Origin of the sequence: Streptomyces cellostaticus, assembly GCF_001513965.1 — a bacterium.
Lineage (GTDB): Bacteria > Actinomycetota > Actinomycetes > Streptomycetales > Streptomycetaceae > Streptomyces > Streptomyces cellostaticus.
The window spans coordinates 355,082-371,591 of the sequence record NZ_KQ948016.1 but is presented as its reverse complement, the minus strand read 5'-3'; the positions used below and the strand labels follow the sequence as shown (position 1 = coordinate 371,591).

Annotated in this window: 21 protein-coding genes; 17 read left to right on the top strand and 4 right to left on the bottom strand. The window is 72.1% G+C overall.

Annotated features, from left to right (window positions below; genetic code table 11):
* Position 1: 1 nt before the first annotated feature.
* Positions 2-1,054, bottom strand: coding sequence for a hypothetical protein (locus AQI88_RS05295; protein WP_208615717.1), 1,053 nt, complete (start codon positions 1,052-1,054; stop codon positions 2-4).
* Positions 1,055-1,189: 135 nt separating this feature from the next.
* Positions 1,190-2,767, bottom strand: a complete 1,578-nt coding sequence (locus AQI88_RS05290; protein WP_066992614.1) for an oxidoreductase — start codon at positions 2,765-2,767, stop codon at positions 1,190-1,192.
* Between the two features lie 178 nt (positions 2,768-2,945).
* Between AQI88_RS05290 and hisD the strand changes: the two genes are divergently transcribed.
* From hisD to AQI88_RS05245, 10 genes are all read left to right on the top strand, one after another.
* Complete coding sequence (hisD, locus tag AQI88_RS05285) at positions 2,946-4,271, top strand: histidinol dehydrogenase (RefSeq protein ID WP_066992611.1); 1,326 nt, start codon at positions 2,946-2,948, stop codon at positions 4,269-4,271.
* Entirely contained in the window at positions 4,268-5,377 is a 1,110-nt protein-coding gene (locus AQI88_RS05280; protein ID WP_066992608.1) for a histidinol-phosphate transaminase, read from the top strand. Before hisD ends, AQI88_RS05280 begins: the two co-directional genes overlap by 4 nt.
* Complete coding sequence (gene hisB, locus AQI88_RS05275) at positions 5,374-5,967, top strand: imidazoleglycerol-phosphate dehydratase HisB (RefSeq protein ID WP_030783530.1); 594 nt, start codon at positions 5,374-5,376, stop codon at positions 5,965-5,967. The genes AQI88_RS05280 and hisB overlap by 4 nt, the downstream gene beginning before the upstream one ends.
* 3 nt (positions 5,968-5,970) lie before the next feature.
* A complete protein-coding gene (locus AQI88_RS46520) occupies positions 5,971-6,135 on the top strand; it encodes a hypothetical protein (protein WP_167357442.1) in 165 nt (54 codons plus the stop codon).
* A complete protein-coding gene (hisH, locus tag AQI88_RS05270) occupies positions 6,132-6,770 on the top strand; it encodes an imidazole glycerol phosphate synthase subunit HisH (RefSeq protein ID WP_066992606.1) in 639 nt (212 codons plus the stop codon). The genes AQI88_RS46520 and hisH overlap by 4 nt, the downstream gene beginning before the upstream one ends.
* Before the next feature lie 3 nt (positions 6,771-6,773).
* A complete protein-coding gene (priA, locus tag AQI88_RS05265; protein WP_066992602.1) occupies positions 6,774-7,499 on the top strand; it encodes a bifunctional 1-(5-phosphoribosyl)-5-((5-phosphoribosylamino)methylideneamino)imidazole-4-carboxamide isomerase/phosphoribosylanthranilate isomerase PriA in 726 nt (241 codons plus the stop codon).
* The gene (locus AQI88_RS05260) at positions 7,496-7,897 is read left to right on the top strand and encodes a RidA family protein (protein WP_066992600.1); all 402 of its coding nucleotides are present in this window, start codon (positions 7,496-7,498) and stop codon (positions 7,895-7,897) included. The genes priA and AQI88_RS05260 overlap by 4 nt, the downstream gene beginning before the upstream one ends.
* Complete coding sequence (hisF, locus tag AQI88_RS05255) at positions 7,894-8,649, top strand: imidazole glycerol phosphate synthase subunit HisF (RefSeq protein ID WP_066992597.1); 756 nt, start codon at positions 7,894-7,896, stop codon at positions 8,647-8,649. Before AQI88_RS05260 ends, hisF begins: the two co-directional genes overlap by 4 nt.
* Before the next feature lie 84 nt (positions 8,650-8,733).
* Entirely contained in the window at positions 8,734-9,321 is a 588-nt protein-coding gene (locus tag AQI88_RS05250) for an ArsR/SmtB family transcription factor (RefSeq protein ID WP_066992594.1), read from the top strand.
* Positions 9,322-9,335: 14 nt separating this feature from the next.
* Positions 9,336-10,586 (top strand): MFS transporter, encoded by a 1,251-nt coding sequence (locus AQI88_RS05245; RefSeq protein ID WP_066992592.1) that lies wholly within the window; start codon positions 9,336-9,338, stop codon positions 10,584-10,586.
* A gap of 6 nt (positions 10,587-10,592) precedes the next feature.
* On the opposite strand, the gene AQI88_RS05240 is transcribed toward AQI88_RS05245, so the two are convergent.
* Entirely contained in the window at positions 10,593-10,991 is a 399-nt protein-coding gene (locus tag AQI88_RS05240) for a glyoxalase/bleomycin resistance/extradiol dioxygenase family protein (protein ID WP_066992589.1), read from the bottom strand.
* A gap of 10 nt (positions 10,992-11,001) precedes the next feature.
* Positions 11,002-11,637 carry a TIGR03085 family metal-binding protein gene (locus tag AQI88_RS05235; protein ID WP_066992586.1) on the bottom strand — a complete coding sequence of 212 codons (636 nt, stop codon included), beginning with the start codon at positions 11,635-11,637 and terminating at the stop codon, positions 11,002-11,004.
* Positions 11,638-11,719: 82 nt separating this feature from the next.
* Here AQI88_RS05235 and hisI point away from each other — a divergent pair, with 82 nt between their 5' ends.
* The 7 genes from hisI (at position 11,720) to trpM (ending at position 16,453) form a co-directional block, all read left to right on the top strand.
* Entirely contained in the window at positions 11,720-12,124 is a 405-nt protein-coding gene (gene hisI / locus AQI88_RS05230) for a phosphoribosyl-AMP cyclohydrolase (protein ID WP_107118487.1), read from the top strand.
* Positions 12,125-12,134: 10 nt separating this feature from the next.
* Positions 12,135-13,616 (top strand): anthranilate synthase component I, encoded by a 1,482-nt coding sequence (locus AQI88_RS05225; protein WP_066992580.1) that lies wholly within the window; start codon positions 12,135-12,137, stop codon positions 13,614-13,616.
* A 50-nt stretch (positions 13,617-13,666) separates the two neighbouring features.
* On the top strand, positions 13,667-14,305 hold the full coding sequence (locus AQI88_RS05220) for a TIGR02234 family membrane protein (protein WP_066992577.1): 639 nt from the start codon (positions 13,667-13,669) through the stop codon (positions 14,303-14,305).
* 167 nt (positions 14,306-14,472) lie between these two features.
* Complete coding sequence (locus tag AQI88_RS05215) at positions 14,473-14,733, top strand: HGxxPAAW family protein (protein ID WP_066992574.1); 261 nt, start codon at positions 14,473-14,475, stop codon at positions 14,731-14,733.
* Between the two features lie 125 nt (positions 14,734-14,858).
* Positions 14,859-15,296, top strand: coding sequence for a DUF2752 domain-containing protein (locus AQI88_RS05210; protein ID WP_066993691.1), 438 nt, complete (start codon positions 14,859-14,861; stop codon positions 15,294-15,296).
* 143 nt (positions 15,297-15,439) lie between these two features.
* Positions 15,440-16,249, top strand: coding sequence for an indole-3-glycerol phosphate synthase TrpC (gene trpC / locus AQI88_RS05205; RefSeq protein WP_066992571.1), 810 nt, complete (start codon positions 15,440-15,442; stop codon positions 16,247-16,249).
* A gap of 21 nt (positions 16,250-16,270) precedes the next feature.
* Positions 16,271-16,453 carry a tryptophan biosynthesis modulator TrpM gene (gene trpM / locus AQI88_RS42635; protein ID WP_079057400.1) on the top strand — a complete coding sequence of 61 codons (183 nt, stop codon included), beginning with the start codon at positions 16,271-16,273 and terminating at the stop codon, positions 16,451-16,453.
* The last annotated feature ends 57 nt before the right edge of the window (positions 16,454-16,510 follow it).

Sequence of the window (16,510 nt, the reverse complement as noted above, 5' to 3'; positions counted from 1 at the left end):
CCTAATGGTCACCGGCGCGGGCGTGTCCGCCGTGCCCGCTCCGTGGTCGCAGCGGAGCGGGCAGCAGGCCCTTCGGGCCGGGTGTGCCGGTCCCGTTCAGGAGTTCCTCGCGCAGCCGCAGGAAGAGCCCCAGCGGGTCCTCCGAGACCCGGTCCCAGGGGAAGGAGGTGGCGTACGGGCCGGTCAGCCGCAGCTGGGCGCGGGCATCCTCCCAGCGTTCCAGCCGTACGAGGACGTAGACCAGCTTGTTGCGGACCTCGGCGGGCCACGGGTCGGCCGCCGGGAACCGGCCGGAGAGCGCGACCGCCCGGTCGGCCGCCGCGTCCAGCCGCTCGCGCGGCACCTCGGGACCGCAGTCGTCGGTCAGGTAGGCGAAGGCCGCCCGGGCCGGCAATGCCTGGACGAGCGAGTCGGCCGGGGCGTCCTGCGCGGCCAGGTCGGCGAAGTCGAAGCACTCGCGGTGAGAGCCGTGCCAGAAGGTGCCCAGGTAGCGCAGGGCGGCCACATGGCAGCCGTAGTGGTGCGGGGCGCGCCGGACCGCCGCCTCCCACAGCTCCTCGAAGTACCGGTGGCCGGCCCGTGAGCCGCGCGCGTGGTCGAGCGCGATCCGCCACGGCACCGGGTCACGGTCGTCGGCGCGGGCGGCGGCCGTGATCAGCGGGCTCACCTCGCGCAGCAGCTCGGCGCGGGCCGGCGAGGGCCAGACGCGGTCCACCGCCAGCTGGGTCGCGACGAGCAGCGCGTCGGGGTCGTCGGGTGCGGCGGCGCGCCATGCCTCGAACCATTCGGGGCGCGAGCGGGCGAAGGCGGCGAGCCGTTTGGCGCAGCGGTCGCGGTCCTCCCACGCGGCGGTCGCACGGGTGGTGGCGAGCAGTGCCTCGGCGACGCCGTACTCCCCCCGGCCGGCCGCGACCAGCGCGGGGGAGAGGCGCTCGTCGGGCGCGTCGAGGACGGCCTCGTCGCCGGCCGGCAGTGGGGCGGCGGGGCGCGAGGCACGTCGTGTCATCCGTGTGGGGCGGAGGAACGCCGGCAGCAGAGCCATGGTGTCGACCATTGAAAGTCCGCAGGTCGTGGGTGCGCCAGAGGGTCCGGGCAAGTCATGGAAAGTTGTACGGCCGATGGTCAAGGACGGGCAAAAGGTGCCTCTTCGGTCATTGTGGAGTACCTGTCACTATCGGCGAACCGGGCGTCAGCCCCGGCGCAGCAGCCGGGTCGCCCCCGCCGCCACCGTCGTCGCCAGGATCCAGCCCAGCATGATCATCGCCGCCGACAGCCACTGCCAGCCGCCGCGTAGCTGCCACTGGCCCACCTGGCCCAGGTCGATCACCGGTAACAGGATGTCCAGCGTGAACAGGGCGGGGCTCCAGGAGGGATGCCCGCCGGAGTTCACGGGCGGGTGGGGCGCGTGCGAGAACGCGAGCGTGCCCGCCGCCCAGAGCACCGCCATCCACACCGCGGCCCGGCCCGGCCGGTAGCCGTAGGCCACCGTCCAGTCCTGGACGTAACCCCAGAACTTGGCGGCCAGCGGCAGCGTCTCGCGGCGTCGGCGCTGCTTGGCGAGCAGCACCTCGCGGGCGTCCTCGTCCTCCCCGGCCGCGCGCAGCACGGTGGCCAGCCGCTCGTACGGCTCCGGGTTGTACTCGGCGGTGGCCGCGGCCACCCAGTCCAGCCGCCGGGTCAGCGGGAAGGGGCCCTGCGGGACCAGGTTCTCGTAGGCGAAGCCGCCCATGTGCAGGCTGCCCGGGCCCGGCCAGCTGCTCGCGCGGTCCACCAGGTTGACGATCCGCGCGCCGGACAGCAGCACCTGGCCGCGCTGCGGAGCGTCCCCGAGGAAACGCAGCTCCGGCGTCTGCACCCGGCGCAGCGACAGCACCTGGTCGTCGGTGAAGGCGAACCGGGCCCGCTCCAGGTCCACGGCGTCCCCGAACCGTCCGTCGTCCAGCCGCACCCCGCCCTGGGCTTCGAAGCACTGGATCCGGGTCCCGCGCGCGGGGGTCGTGCCGCTCAGCAGCGGGTTGCCCACGCCGGCCGGCGTCAGGTACAGCGTGCGCCCCACCGTGAGCTGGGGGGCGTTCAGGGCGAGGCGCGCGTACGGGTTGGCCAGTTTCGCGCCGCGCAGGCTCAGCGAGACCCCGATCTTGGCGCTGCGCAGGCTCAGCTCACCGTGCGACTCCAGCAGCTCCGCCTGGAGGTCCTGGCCGACGGTCATGCCGTCCGCGGCGATCGAGCGGCCGCTGCGGCCCCGGTACACGATCGCCTGGTTGAGCAGCAGATCGGTGCCGATGTGCGCGTCGGTCAGCCGCACCCCGTTCTGGAAGCGGCAGCGCGGCAGGTGCAGATCGCCCTCCGTGTGCACCCGGGCCGCCTCCAGCCGCGGCACCGCGCAGTCCACCAGGCGCAGGGTCGTGAAGCGGGCCTCGGGCAGCAGGACCTCGTCGTCGAAGCGGCAGCCGCGCATCTCCACGTACGGCGTGACCGTGCCGCCCGCCAGGTCCAGCGTGCCGGTGACGCGCACGCCGACGAGCTTCAGCGCATTCACCCGGCCCGCGAGCGCGGGCGGCCCGTCCAGCAGCAGCCAGCAGATGATGCGCGCCCTGACGCTCCGCTCGGGCCCCCAGGGGTGCCCGCCGTGCGGATCGTCCACGATGGCGTCTGCGCTGCTCAGGTCGTACACGCTGCCGTTGCGGAAGGCCTGCCACATGCCCGCCTCGGTCGCGGTCAGGTCCTCCGGCAGGTCCCCGGCGCGCAGGCCGGCCCCCTCGGTCACCGCTCGTCCTTCTTCCTCGCCTACTTGTGGGTCACCTGTGTCGTACAGACGTTCATGCCCGCTGAGTGACGCCCGGAACACTAGACGTGAAGGCGATCTTCCGGCTTCCGGCCAGGTTCTGTATCAGCCATTGATACGCGCGGACGGCTCCGGACCCCGGTCTGAGAGAATTGGAACCGTGATCTCCCGAATCGATCTGCGCGGCGACGCCCTTCCCGAGGGCCCCGCCCTGCGCGACCTGCTGCCCCGAGCCGACTTCGACGTTCAGGCCGCCCTGGAGAAGGTGCGTCCGATCTGCGAGGCCGTGCATCATCGGGGCGACGCGGCGCTGATCGACTTCGCGGAGAAGTTCGACGGAGTACGGCTGGAATCCGTCCGTGTCCCGGCCCAGGCGCTCACCGACGCGCTCCAGGCCCTCGACCCGGCCGTGCGCGCGGCCCTGGAGGAGTCCATCCGCCGCGCCCGCCTGGTCCACCGCGAGCAGCGCCGTACGACGCACACCACCCAGGTCGCGCCCGGCGGGTCCGTCACCGAGAAATGGGTGCCGGTCGAGCGCGTCGGGCTCTATGCGCCCGGCGGCCGCTCGGTCTACCCGTCCTCCGTGATCATGAACGTGGTGCCCGCACAGGAGGCCGGCGTCGAGTCGATCGCGCTCGCCTCGCCCGCCCAGGCCGAGTTCGACGGGCTGCCGCACCCGACGATCCTCGCCGCCTGCGCCCTGCTCGGCGTGGACGAGGTCTACGCGGCCGGCGGTGCCACCGCCGTCGCGATGTTCGCGTACGGCACCGAGTCCTGCCCGCCCGCCAACATGGTCACCGGCCCCGGCAACATCTGGGTGGCCGCCGCCAAGCGCTACTTCACCGGCAAGATCGGCATCGACGCCGAGGCCGGCCCCACCGAGATCGCGGTCCTCGCGGACGACACCGCCGACCCGGTGCACGTGGCCTCGGACCTGATCAGCCAGGCCGAGCACGACCCGCTCGCGGCGGCCGTGCTCGTCACCGACTCGGTCGAGCTGGCCGACGCGGTGGAGAAGGAGCTGGAGCCGCAGGTCGCGGCCACCAGGCACGTCGAGGACCGCATCCGCCCGGCCCTCGCGGGCAGGCAGTCCGCGATCGTGCTGGTCGACGGCATCGAGGAGGGCCTCAGGGTGGTCGACGCGTACGGCGCCGAGCACCTGGAGATCCAGACCGCCGACGCCGCCGCGGTCGCCGACCGCGTGAAGAACGCGGGCGCGATCTTCATCGGCCCCTGGGCCCCCGTCTCGCTCGGCGACTACGCGGCCGGGTCCAACCACGTCCTGCCCACCGGCGGCTGTGCCTGCCACTCCTCGGGCCTGTCCGTCCAGTCGTTCCTGCGCGGCATCCACATCGTGGACTACACGAAGGATGCGCTGGCCGAGGTCGCGCACCACGTGGTGACGCTGGCGGAGGCGGAGGACCTGCCCGCGCACGGCGCGGCGATCAGGGCGAGGTTCGGTTGGAAGGTGCCTGAGAGCAAGTGAGCTTCGGAATCGACGATCTCCCCGTACGGGACGAGCTGCGCGGCAAGTCCCCCTACGGTGCGCCCCAGTTGGACGTCCCCGTACGGCTGAACACGAACGAGAATCCGTACCCGCTGCCCGAGCCGCTGGTCGAGCGGATCGCGGAGCGGGTGCGCGAGGCCGCCCGGAACCTGAACCGCTACCCCGACCGGGACGCGGTCCAGCTGCGCACCGAGCTGGCCAAGTACCTGACGAAGACCGGCAAGTACCCGCTCGGCATCGAGAACGTATGGGCCGCCAACGGCTCCAACGAGGTCATCCAGCAGCTGCTGCAGACCTTCGGCGGACCGGGCCGCAGCGCCATCGGCTTCGAGCCGTCGTACTCGATGCACGCGCTCATCGCGCGCGGCACGGGCACGGCCTGGATCTCGGGCCCGCGCAACGAGGACTTCACGATCGACCTCGCCGCCGCCGAGCAGTCCATCGCCGAGCACCGGCCCGACGTCGTCTTCATCACCACCCCCAACAACCCCACCGGCAACGCGGTCCCGCCCGAGACCGTCCTCGCGCTGTACGACGCGGCCCAGGCGGCGGGGCCGTCGATGGTGATCGTGGACGAGGCCTACATCGAGTTCAGCCACGGCGACTCGCTGCTGCCGCTGCTGGAGGGCCGGCCGAACCTGGTCGTCTCCCGCACCATGTCGAAGGCGTTCGGCGCCGCCGGCCTGCGCCTCGGCTACCTCGCCGCGCACCCCGCGGTCGTGGACGCCGTCCAGCTCGTCCGGCTGCCGTACCACCTGTCGGCGATCACTCAGGCGACCGCCCTGGCCGCCCTGGAGCACACCGACACCCTGCTGAAGTACGTCGAGCAGTTGAAGTCGGAGCGGGACCGGCTGGTCGCCGAGCTGCGCACGATCGGCTACGACGTCATCGAGTCCGACGCGAACTTCGTGCAGTTCGGCCGGTTCGAGAGCGCCCACGAGGTCTGGCAGAAGATCCTCGACCGGGGCGTCCTGGTCCGGGACAACGGCGTACCGGGGTGGCTGCGGGTGTCCGCCGGAACCCCCGAAGAGAACGACGCGTTCCTCGACGCGGTACGTGAAGTGAAGAAGGAGCTTGAGGCATGAGCCGGGTTGGACGCGTGGAGCGCACCACCAAGGAGACCTCGGTCCTGGTCGAGATCGATCTCGACGGCACCGGGAGGACCGACATCGCCACCGGCGTCGGCTTCTACGACCACATGCTCGACCAGCTCGGCCGGCACGGTCTGTTCGACCTGACCGTGAAGACCGACGGCGACCTGCACATCGACTCCCACCACACCATCGAGGACACCGCCCTCGCGCTCGGCGCCGCCTTCAAGCAGGCGCTCGGCGACAAGGTGGGGATTTATCGATTCGGCAACTGCACGGTCCCGCTGGACGAGTCCCTCGCCCAGGTCACCGTCGACCTGTCCGGCCGCCCCTACCTCGTGCACACCGAGCCCGAGAACATGGCGCCGATGATCGGCGAGTACGACACGACGATGACCCGGCACATCCTGGAGTCCTTCGTCGCCCAGGCGCAGATCGCGCTGCACGTGCACGTGCCCTACGGGCGCAACGCGCACCACATCGTGGAGTGCCAGTTCAAGGCGCTCGCCCGGGCCCTGCGCTACGCCAGCGAGCGCGACCCGCGCGCGGCCGGCATCCTCCCCTCCACGAAGGGCGCGCTGTAACCCATGAACGGTCTGTCCACGGTCCTGATCGTCGTCGGCCTCTTCCTGGTCGGCGGCATCATCTCCTTCGCCAAGCAGAAGATGCCCACGAGCCTCATCGTGCTGCTCTCCATCGGCGCGGCCATGTGCCTCGGCGCGGGCGTCCTGCGGCTGGAGGTGTGGAATTGAGCGCCAAGCGAGTGGTCGTCTTCGACTACGGCTTCGGCAACGTCCGCTCCGCCGAACGCGCCCTCGCGCGCGTGGGGGCCGACGTCGAGATCACGCGTGACTTCGACAAGGCGATGAACGCCGACGGCCTGCTGGTCCCGGGCGTCGGCGCCTTCGCCGCCTGTATGCAGGGGCTGCGCGCGGCCCGCGGCGACTGGGTCGTCGACCGCCGGCTGTCCGGCGGGCGCCCGGTGATGGGCATCTGCGTCGGCATGCAGATCCTGTTCGCGCGCGGCATCGAGCACGGCGTCCAGGCCGAGGGCCTGGACGAGTGGCCCGGCACGGTCGAGCCGCTCCAGGCCGACGTCGTGCCCCACATGGGCTGGAACACCGTTCAGGCGCCCGCCGACTCGGAACTGTTCGCCGGCCTGGACGCGGACGCCCGCTTCTACTTCGTGCACTCCTACGCGGTCCACGACTGGACCCTGGAGTCGCACAACCCGCTCATCGCCGCCCCCAAGGTCACCTGGTCGACGCACGGCAAGCCCTTCGTGGCCGCCGTGGAGAACGGTGCCCTGTGGGCCACCCAGTTCCACCCCGAGAAGTCCGGCGACGCCGGCGCCCAGCTCCTCACCAACTGGATCGGAACCCTGTAGACCATGGCCAAGCTCGAACTCCTCCCCGCCGTCGACGTCCGCGACGGCCAGGCCGTCCGCCTCGTGCACGGCGAGTCCGGAACCGAGACGTCCTACGGCTCCCCGCTGGAGGCCGCCCTCGCCTGGCAGCGGTCGGGCGCCGAGTGGCTGCACCTGGTCGACCTGGACGCCGCGTTCGGCACCGGTGACAACCGCGCGCTGATCGCCGAGGTCGCCAAGGCGATGGACATCAAGGTGGAGCTGTCCGGCGGCATCCGCGACGACGACACCCTCGCCGCCGCCCTCGCCACCGGCTGCACCCGGGTGAACCTCGGCACCGCCGCCCTGGAGACCCCCGAGTGGGTCGCCAAGGTGATCGCCGAGCACGGCGACAAGATCGCGGTCGGCCTGGACGTGCGCGGCACGACCCTGCGCGGCCGCGGCTGGACCCGCGACGGCGGCGACCTCTACGAGACGCTGGAGCGCCTCAACAAGGAGGGCTGCGCCCGCTACGTCGTCACCGACATCGCCAAGGACGGCACCCTCCAGGGCCCGAACCTGGAGCTGCTGAAGAACGTCTGTGCCGCCACGGACCGCCCGGTCGTGGCCTCCGGCGGTGTGTCGTCCCTCGACGACCTCCGTGCCATCGCCGAGCTGGTACCCCTCGGTGTCGAGGGCTCCATCGTCGGGAAGGCCCTGTACGCCAAGGCGTTCACCCTGGAAGAGGCCCTGGAGGCTGTGTCGTCATGAGTGATGCCGTGCGGCGCGTGCAGAGCGGAAGTCCCTGGGAAGAGAGTTTCGGGTTCGCACGCGCGGTGGCGGCGGGTGACCGGGTGCTGGTGGCCGGTACGACGTCCTTCAAGGGCCGCGTGCTGTACGGGGAGGGCGACCCCTACGAACAGGCCAAGGTGGCCTTCACCGGCGCGCTGGAGGCGATCGCGGAGTTCGGGCTCGGCATCGACTCCGTGATCCGTACGCGGATGTACCTGACCCATGTGCGGGACGTGGACGCCGCCGGCCGGGCCCACAAGGAGATCTTCGACTCCGTGCGCCCGGTCTCGACCCTGCTGGTCGTGGAGGGCTTCGTCGACCCGCGCATCCTGGTCGAAGTGGAACTAGAAGCATTCAGAGGAGCCGTGACCTCATGACCCTGGCGGTCCGAGTCATCCCCTGCCTGGACGTGGACAACGGCCGGGTCGTCAAGGGCGTCAACTTCCAGAACCTGCGCGACGCGGGCGACCCCGTCGAGATGGCCAAGGTGTACGACGCCGAGGGCGCCGACGAGCTGACGTTCCTGGACATCACCGCGTCCTCGGGCAACCGGGAGACGACGTACGACGTGGTGCGCCGCACCGCCGAGCAGGTGTTCATCCCGCTGACCGTGGGCGGCGGAGTCCGCACGGCCGAGGACGTGGACAAGCTGCTGCGGGCCGGCGCCGACAAGGTGGGCGTGAACACGGCCGCGATCGCCCGCCCCGATCTCATCCGCGAGATCGCAGAGCGCTTCGGCCGGCAGGTACTGGTGCTGTCGGTGGACGCGCGCAGAACCGAGTCGGGCTCCTTCGAGGTGACCACCCACGGCGGCCGCCGCGGCACCGGCATCGACGCCGTCGAGTGGGCGCACCGGGCCGCGGAGCTGGGCGCCGGCGAGATCCTGCTGAACTCCATGGACGCCGACGGCACCAAGGACGGATACGACCTGGAGATGATCGCGGCCGTCCGGGGGCACGTCACCGTCCCGGTGATCGCCTCGGGCGGCGCGGGCAGGCTGGCGGACTTCCCGCCGGCCGTCGAGGCGGGCGCGGACGCGGTCCTGGCCGCCTCCGTCTTCCACTTCGGCGACCTGCGCATCGGCGAGGTGAAGCGGGCCCTGCGGGAGGCGGGACACCCGGTCCGGTGACGCTGCGCTGAGCTTCGACAGATGGGAAAGAGAAGTTGCGCAAAATCTGTTGTGCAACTTTTCTTTCCTGTCTAGTCTGAGCGCATGGCAGACAAGGAGCCCCGGCGGATCACCGATGTGGGGACGCTGAAGGCCCTCGCACATCCGCTGAGGGCACATCTGTACCGGTTGCTGTGCATCGAGCAGGTTGCCACGGCATCACAGCTCGCCGAACACGTGGACGAAGCCGTGTCCCTGGTCAGCTACCACCTGCGCAAGCTCGCCGAGCACGGGCTGATCGAGGAGGCGCAGCCGCAGAGCGGGGATGCGCGGGAGCGGTGGTGGCAGCCCGCGTCCGACGGACTGAGCATCCGGGACGCGGACTTCCGTGGCGAACCGGGGAAGGCAGCGGCCCACCTGGCGGCCAGCCGCCTCTTCCACGATCAGCGTGCCGACCGCTACCGGGGCTACCTGGACGAACGCGCCACCTGGAGCCCTGAGTGGAACACCGCCTCCATGGACAGCGAGTCGTGGATGCGGCTGACCCCGGCGGAACTCACCGCGCTGAGAGTGGAGTTGGAGGCGCTCGTGCGCCGGTACGACGAGCGCGGCCGGGCCGCCGAAGCCGCAGGCGGCACCGAGGGGCGCGAACACGTCGCGCTGTTCATGTACGGATTCCCGTTCCGCGTCTGAGAAAGGCCCCTCCCATGACCGCCACCCTCTTACCGTCGGCCCCCGTCACCGACGCCCGCCCCGCCCACCGCGACCGCAACGTCCTGCGCTGGCTCGCCGCCTACACCTCCTCGATGCTCGGCGACAGCATCTACTACATCGCCCTGTCCTGGGCCGCCGTCCAGGCCGGAACGCCCGCTCAGGCCGGTCTCGTGATGTCCGCCAGTGCGCTGCCCAGAGCCGTGCTGATGCTCGGCGGGGGAGTGATCGCCGACCGGTTAGGGCCGCGCCGGGTCGTCATCGGCAGCGACGCTGTGCGCTGCGCGGCCGTCCTCGCCGCGGCCGCCCTGCTGTTCCTCACCAGCCCCGGACTGTGGCCGCTCGCCCTGCTGGCCCTGGTGTTCGGCACCGTCGACGCCGTGTTCATGCCCGCCGTGGGCGCGCTCCCGGCCCGCCTCACCGAGAAGGGCCAGCTCGCCCGGGTCCAGGGCATGCGGGGCCTTGCCGTCCGCTTCTCCGGTGTGGTCGGCGCCCCGCTCGGCGGACTCGGCGTGGCCGTGGGCGGAGCGTCCGCCGCCTTCGCGCTCGCCGGACTGCTCATCGCCGTCTCGGTGCCGCTGCTGCTCTCCGTACGCCTACGGGACCTGCCGAAGGACGACGCGCCCGGGGCCGCAGGGACCGCCTGGAGCGATCTCAGAGCCGGCCTGCACCACATCCGCCGCCACCGCGTCCTCGCCCCGCTGATGCTGGCCATCGCCCTCGGCGACCTCGGCTTCGTCGGCCCCCTCAACGTCGGCCTGACCCTGCTCGCCGACCGGCGCGGCTGGGGCGCCTCCGGCATGGGCTGGGTGCTGGCCGGGTTCGGCGTCGGCGCGGCGGCCGCCTCGCTGCTGCTGACGGTCCGGGGGCGGCTGCCGCGCGCCGGACTGGTCACCGGGTGCGCATGCACCGCGGGCGCCGTGGCCATCGGCGCCCTCGCCTACGCCCCGACCCTCGTCACGGCCGTCGGTACGGCCCTGCTCGTCGGCCTGCTCGCCGGGCTCAGCGGCGCGCTGTGCGGGGCCCTGCTGCAGACCCAGACCGACCCCGCTTACCTGGGCCGCGTCACCGCGGTCTCCAGCCTGGTCAGCCTCGGCCTCGCCCCGCTGAGCATGCCCGTGGCGGCCGCCGCGATCGGGGCCTTCGGCCTCGGCCCGGTCTACGTGGTCAGCGCGGTCGTCTGCGGCCTCGGCGGGGTCGTCGCCCTCCTCGTCCCGGGTCTGCGCCGGGCCGAGCTGCCCCGCTGACGCGGCTCATTCCTTCGGCTGGGCCAGCTGCACCAGATTGCCGACCGTGTCGTCGAGCACGGCGGCGATCACCGGCCCCTGCTCCTGCGGCTCGTGCGTGAACCGCACACCGAGGCCGCGCAGCCGCTCGTACTCCGCCCGGATGTCGTCCACCGAGAAGACGATGCACGGGATCCCTGCCTCGTACAGGGCCCGGCGGTACGGCTCCGCGACGGGCCCGTCGCCGGGCTCCAGCAGCAGCTGGAGGTCCGGCTGGGCCCCGCCCGGCGCGCCGACCGTAATGAACAGCGTGCCGCCGCCCAGGTCCAGATGGGTGCGGGTCTCGAAGCCGAGGACGTCCGTGTAGAAGGCGTGCGCCTGCGCCACGTCGTCGACGTACACACCGGTCATCGCGACCTTGATCATGAGACGCCTCTCAGATGCCCAGCTGCTTCGACTCGTGCAGCTTGGCGATCGCGTTCTCGTCGCCGTCCAGCTCGACCTCGGCCGCGCTCTGCCGGCCGAACGCGAACATCAGCAGCTCCGACGGCTCGCCCGTCACCGTCACCACCGGCGCGCCCCGGTGGGCGACGGCCGTCTGGCCGTCCGGGCGCCGGAGGACCAGGCCCGTCGGCACACCCCGGCCCAGCAGGCGGGCGGTGCGCTCCAGACGGGACCACAGGGCGTCCTGGAAGACGGGGTCGAGCTCCCGCGGCGACCAGTCCGGCTGGGCGCGGCGGACGTCCTCCGTGTGGACGTAGAACTCCACGGTGTTGGCCGCCTCGTCGATCTGCTTGAGCTGGAAGGGCGAGAAACGCGGCGGGCCGGTACGGATCAGCTGGATCAGCTCCTCGTACGGCTTCGCGGTGTACTCGCTCATCACCTTCTCCAGGCGCGGCGCGAGCGGCTTGATCAGCGTGCCGCCTGCGGCGTCCGGCCGCCGCTCGCGCACCACCACGTGCGCGGCGAGGTCACGGCTGTGCCAACCCTCGCAGAGGGTCGGGGCGTCCGGACCGGTGGTCTCCAAGAGGTCGGCGAGCAGAAGCCGTTCACGCTGAGCGAAGGTCGACATGAAATCAGCCTACGACCACACAGTACGTCCGCACAGTGGACACGGACCGTCACTGTCAGTGGGGCGCGGCACAATGGCACCCATGACCAGCACGCCCCCGCCCAGCAGCCTCGATCCCCGGATCGCCGCGCGTCTCAAGCGCAGCGCCGACGGGCTCCTGCCCGCCATCGCCCAGCAGTACGACACCGGTGAGGTGCTCATGCTCGGCTGGATGGACGACGAGGCGCTGCACCGCACGCTCACCACGGGCCGCTGCACCTACTGGTCGCGCAGCCGCCAGGAGTACTGGGTCAAGGGCGACACCTCCGGCCACTTCCAGTGGGTCAAGTCGGTCGCCCTGGACTGCGACGCCGACACCCTGCTGGTCAAGGTCGACCAGGTGGGCGCCGCCTGCCACACCGGCGCGCGCACCTGCTTCGACGAAGACGTCCTGCTCAAGGACGGCGACAGCGGCGCCGATTCCGGCGTACCCGACGCGGATCAGTAAGGTCGCCGCCATGGACCTCGAGACCTTCCGCAAGCTCGCCACCGACCGGCGTGTCATCCCGGTCACGCGCAAGCTCCTCGCCGACGGCGACACCCCGGTCGCGCTCTACCGCAAGCTCGCCGCCGAGCGCACCGGCACCTTCCTGCTGGAATCCGCGGAGAACGGCCGCTCCTGGTCCCGCTACTCCTTCGTGGGCGTGCGCTCGGCCGCCACGCTGACCGCCCGGGACGGCGAGGCCCACTGGCTCGGCACCCCGCCCGTCGGCGTCCCCGTGGACGGCGACCCGCTCGCGGCCCTGCGCGCCACCCTCCAGGCCCTGCACACCCCGCACCAGGAGGGCATGCCGCCCTTCACCGGCGGCATGGTCGGCTACCTCGGCTACGACATCGTCCGCCGCCTGGAGAAGATCGGCCCCGGCGAGCGCGACGACCTGAAGCTGCCCGAGCTGACCATGCTCCTCACCAGCGACCTCGCCGTCATGGACCACTGGGAGGGCTCGGTCCTGCTGATCGCCAACGCGATCAACCACAACGACCTCGACACCGGAGTCGACGAGGCCTACGCGGACGCCGTGGCCCGCCTCGACGCCATGGAGGCCGACCTGACCCGGGCGGTCGCCCAGCCCCCGGCCGTCCTGCCGCCCTCCGAACTGCCCGAGTACACCGCCCTGTGGGGCGGCCCCGATTTCCAGGCGGCCGTCGAGGACGTCAAGGAGCGCATCCGCGCGGGCGAGGCCTTCCAGGTCGTGCCCTCCCAGCGCTTCGAGACCCCGTGCACGGCGAGCGCGCTGGACGTGTACCGCGTCCTCAGGGCGACCAACCCCTCGCCGTACATGTACCTGTTCCGCTTCGACGGATTCGACGTCGTCGGCTCGTCCCCCGAGGCCCTGGTCAAGGTCGAGGACGGGCGGGCGATGGTCCACCCCATCGCCGGCACCCGGCACCGCGGCGCCACCCCGCAGGAGGACCAGGCACTCGCCGAGGAACTGCTCGCCGACCCCAAGGAGCGCGCCGAGCACCTGATGCTGGTCGACCTCGGCCGTAACGACCTTGGACGGGTCTGCCGGCCCGGCTCGGTCGAGGTCGTGGACTTCATGTCCGTCGAGCGCTACTCGCACGTCATGCACATCGTCTCGACCGTCACCGGCAAGGTCGCCGACGGCCGCACCGCCTTCGACGTGCTGACCGCGTGCTTCCCGGCGGGCACCCTCTCCGGCGCCCCCAAGCCCCGCGCGATGCAGATCATCGACGAACTCGAACCGTCCCGGCGCGGCCTGTACGGCGGCTGCGTCGGCTACCTCGACTTCGCCGGCGACTCCGACACGGCCATCGCCATCCGCACGGCCCTGCTCCGGGAGGGCACGGCCTACGTCCAGGCCGGCGCGGGCATCGTCGCCGACTCCGACCCGGTCGCCGAGGACCAGGAGTGCCGCAACAAGGCGGCGGCGGTGCTGCGGGCGGTGCACACGGCCAACCGCCTCACAAAGGCCTGATCGGCCTGAGTTGAACCCCGGGTGACGGTTCGCCCGGGGTTCAGGCGATAGTGGAGTACGTGACTGCCGTACCTCACCCCCGTTCCGAAGCCGCCGCACCCGCCCGGTCCGGCCGGCGGAGCCTCGCCGTGGCCCTGCTGTGCGGTGCGCTCGGCGCGGCCGTGGCGCTGCTCGCGACCCGGCAGCGCTGGGCGGAGGGCACCGCCACGGTGGCCGGCGGCACGCTCCCGCTGACCGCCAAGGGGAGTGACGTCACGGGCGTCCCCGCGGCCCTCGCCATAGTGGGCCTCGCCGCGCTCGTCGCCGTCTTCGCCGTACGCAAGGCCGGCCGCCTCGTCGTCGCCGGGCTGCTCGCGCTCTCCGGTGCGGGCATCGTCGCCGCCTCGCTCGTCGGGGCCTCCGACAACTCCGCGCTGGACGAGAAGGCCGCGCAGACCACCGGCGACACCTCGGCCACCGTCGCCGCCCTCACCCACACCGGCTGGCCGTACGTCGCGGCCGTCGGCGGCGCCCTGATCCTGCTCGCCGGGCTGCTCGCTCTGCGCTACGGCCGCCTGTGGCCCGCCATGTCCGGCCGCTACGAGCGCGGGGCCGACCGCCCGCGGCGCAAGGCCCGCCCGGTCGACCCCGAGCGCCCCGAGGAGATCTGGAAGGCCCTGGACCGGGGCGAGGACCCGACCGGCGCCTGAGCCCGGTCCCGATGTGGCGAACCAGACGCCACCCCAGCGTCCGCCACGCGTGCGCGTACGGGACAATGGACGACGAGCGTCCGGCTCGGACAGTGACGGGCGGGCTCGGAACCGTACGACACGTACGACACGAACTACGACACGTACACAGCAACGAGGAGCAAGTCATGGCGGGCAGCAGCCACGGTCACACCCCGGCCGCCTGGACCGGCGTCACCATCGCCTTCATCGGTTTCTGCGTCGCGGGCGCCTTCATGGTGATGGCCCAGCCGGTCGGCTTCTGGGCCGGCATGGCGATCGTGGTCCTCGGTGGCGTCGTGGGCGCCGCCATGCGCGCCATGGGCCTCGGCCAGCCGAAGCAGCAGCCGCTCGCCGTCGCGCACGCGGCCCCCACCGCGACCCGCGAGCCGGCCGTCGCCGAGGGCTGAGCACCACCGCTTCCCACGAGGGGCGACCCGGCACCGAAAAGGGTGCGGGCCGCCCCTCGCGCGCGTCCGCGCGCCGCGCGGGGCACAATGCCAGCGTGAACGCCGACAGCCGCACGGTCCCGCCCCTGGCTCCGCAGACCGTCCCGTACCTGGCCCCGTCCGCCTCTGTGTGGCGGCGGCTCGCCGTCCCGGGCGGGCTGCTCGCGGCCGTCGCCGGGGCCTTCGCGTACGTCGGCACCGTCGATCCCAACGAGCCCGGCCACTACCCGGTGTGCCCCCTGTACCGGCTCACCGGCCTGTACTGCCCCGGCTGCGGCGGACTGCGCAGCGCGCACGCCTTCATCCACGGAGACTTCCTCGCCGCCCTGCGGGACAACGCGGCGGGCGTGGCCGCCTACCTGGGCTTCGCCCTGCTGTGGACCGTCTGGGTGGTCCGCGCGGTGCGCGGCCTGCCGGTGCGCCGGTTCGAGCCGGGGCGGGCCCAGCTGTGGGCCGCCGGCGCGTTGCTCCTGGTCTTCACCGTGGTCCGGAACCTGCCGTTCGGCGGCTGGCTCCATCCCTGATCGTCCACGGAACGTCCAGGTGGTGGGACCGAAATGGATCGGATGCAGGGCCTTCGTGGACCTGCGGATACCATCGCAGTGACCAAGGGTTTTCAAAACCCGAAGGAACAGAAGGAACAACCGTCTGAAAGGGGGCCGCTCGCGTGAGTGTGCTCGACGAGATCATCGACGGAGTCCGTGCCGACCTCGCGGAGCGGCAGGCACGCGTCAGCCTCGACGAGCTCAAGGAGCGTGCGGCGAAGGCTCCTGCCGCCAAGGACGGGGTGGCCGCACTCAAGGGCGACGGCGTCAAGGTGATCTGCGAGGTCAAGCGCTCCAGCCCCTCCAAGGGCGCGTTGGCCGCGATCGCCGACCCGGCCGGGCTCGCCGCGGACTACGAGGCGGGCGGCGCTGCCGTCATCTCCGTGCTCACCGAACAGCGCCGCTTCGGCGGCTCGCTGGCGGACCTGGAGGCTGTCCGCGCGCGCGTGGACATCCCGGTGCTGCGCAAGGACTTCATCGTCACGTCGTACCAGCTGTGGGAGGCCCGGGCCTACGGCGCCGACCTCGCGCTGCTGATCGTCGCCGCCCTCGACCAGCCGGCCCTGGAGTCGCTGATCGAGCGCGCGGTGTCCATCGGACTCACCCCGCTCGTCGAGGTGCACGACGAGGAGGAGGTCGAGCGGGCCGTGGACGCGGGTGCCCGGATCATCGGCGTCAACGCGCGCAACCTGAAGACACTGGAGGTCGACCGCGGTACGTTCGAGCGGCTTGCCCCGGAGATCCCCGAAGGCATCGTGAAGGTCGCGGAGTCCGGCGTACGCGGACCGCACGACCTCATCGCCTACGCGAACGCCGGCGCGGACGCGGTCCTGGTCGGCGAGTCCCTCGTCACCGGGCGTGACCCGAAGGCCGCCGTCTCCGACCTGGTCGCCGCCGGCGAGCACCCCGCGCTGCGGCACGGGCGGGGCTGACCTCCCGGTAGGCTGGCCCCGATGATGCTTCCGATCACCCCGGCGATGCGGGATCCCTATGCCCGCCTCGCCCGCGGTTGCCGACCCCGAGGCTGCCGTGCGCCCGCACGACGGGTGCACGGGCGGCGGGTCCGCTATGTGATCGGCGACGAGCCCGGCCAGGTGAACGGCATGCGATGGCGTCCCGCCGCGTGCGCGAGCTGAGCCGGCGTTCTGTGGTGAACGCCGGTTGATCCGTACCCCTGTTGACCGGGCCGCTCA

What these genes read in the sequence shown, in the direction of transcription:
- AQI88_RS05295 (WP_208615717.1), bottom strand. Translation starts at nt 1,054, where the DNA reads ATGGTCGACACCATGGCTCTGCTGCCGGCGTTCCTCCGCCCCACACGG.
- priA (WP_066992602.1), top strand. Translation starts at nt 6,774, where the DNA reads ATGGCCAAGCTCGAACTCCTCCCCGCCGTCGACGTCCGCGACGGCCAG.
- hisF (WP_066992597.1), top strand. Translation starts at nt 7,894, where the DNA reads ATGACCCTGGCGGTCCGAGTCATCCCCTGCCTGGACGTGGACAACGGC.
- AQI88_RS05245 (WP_066992592.1), top strand. Translation starts at nt 9,336, where the DNA reads ATGACCGCCACCCTCTTACCGTCGGCCCCCGTCACCGACGCCCGCCCC.
- AQI88_RS46520 (WP_167357442.1), top strand. Translation starts at nt 5,971, where the DNA reads ATGAACGGTCTGTCCACGGTCCTGATCGTCGTCGGCCTCTTCCTGGTC.
- hisI (WP_107118487.1), top strand. Translation starts at nt 11,720, where the DNA reads ATGACCAGCACGCCCCCGCCCAGCAGCCTCGATCCCCGGATCGCCGCG.
- AQI88_RS05250 (WP_066992594.1), top strand. Translation starts at nt 8,734, where the DNA reads ATGGCAGACAAGGAGCCCCGGCGGATCACCGATGTGGGGACGCTGAAG.
- trpM (WP_079057400.1), top strand. Translation starts at nt 16,271, where the DNA reads ATGATGCTTCCGATCACCCCGGCGATGCGGGATCCCTATGCCCGCCTC.
- AQI88_RS05225 (WP_066992580.1), top strand. Translation starts at nt 12,135, where the DNA reads ATGGACCTCGAGACCTTCCGCAAGCTCGCCACCGACCGGCGTGTCATC.
- AQI88_RS05215 (WP_066992574.1), top strand. Translation starts at nt 14,473, where the DNA reads ATGGCGGGCAGCAGCCACGGTCACACCCCGGCCGCCTGGACCGGCGTC.
- AQI88_RS05235 (WP_066992586.1), bottom strand. Translation starts at nt 11,637, where the DNA reads ATGTCGACCTTCGCTCAGCGTGAACGGCTTCTGCTCGCCGACCTCTTG.
- hisB (WP_030783530.1), top strand. Translation starts at nt 5,374, where the DNA reads ATGAGCCGGGTTGGACGCGTGGAGCGCACCACCAAGGAGACCTCGGTC.
- AQI88_RS05260 (WP_066992600.1), top strand. Translation starts at nt 7,496, where the DNA reads ATGAGTGATGCCGTGCGGCGCGTGCAGAGCGGAAGTCCCTGGGAAGAG.
- AQI88_RS05240 (WP_066992589.1), bottom strand. Translation starts at nt 10,991, where the DNA reads ATGATCAAGGTCGCGATGACCGGTGTGTACGTCGACGACGTGGCGCAG.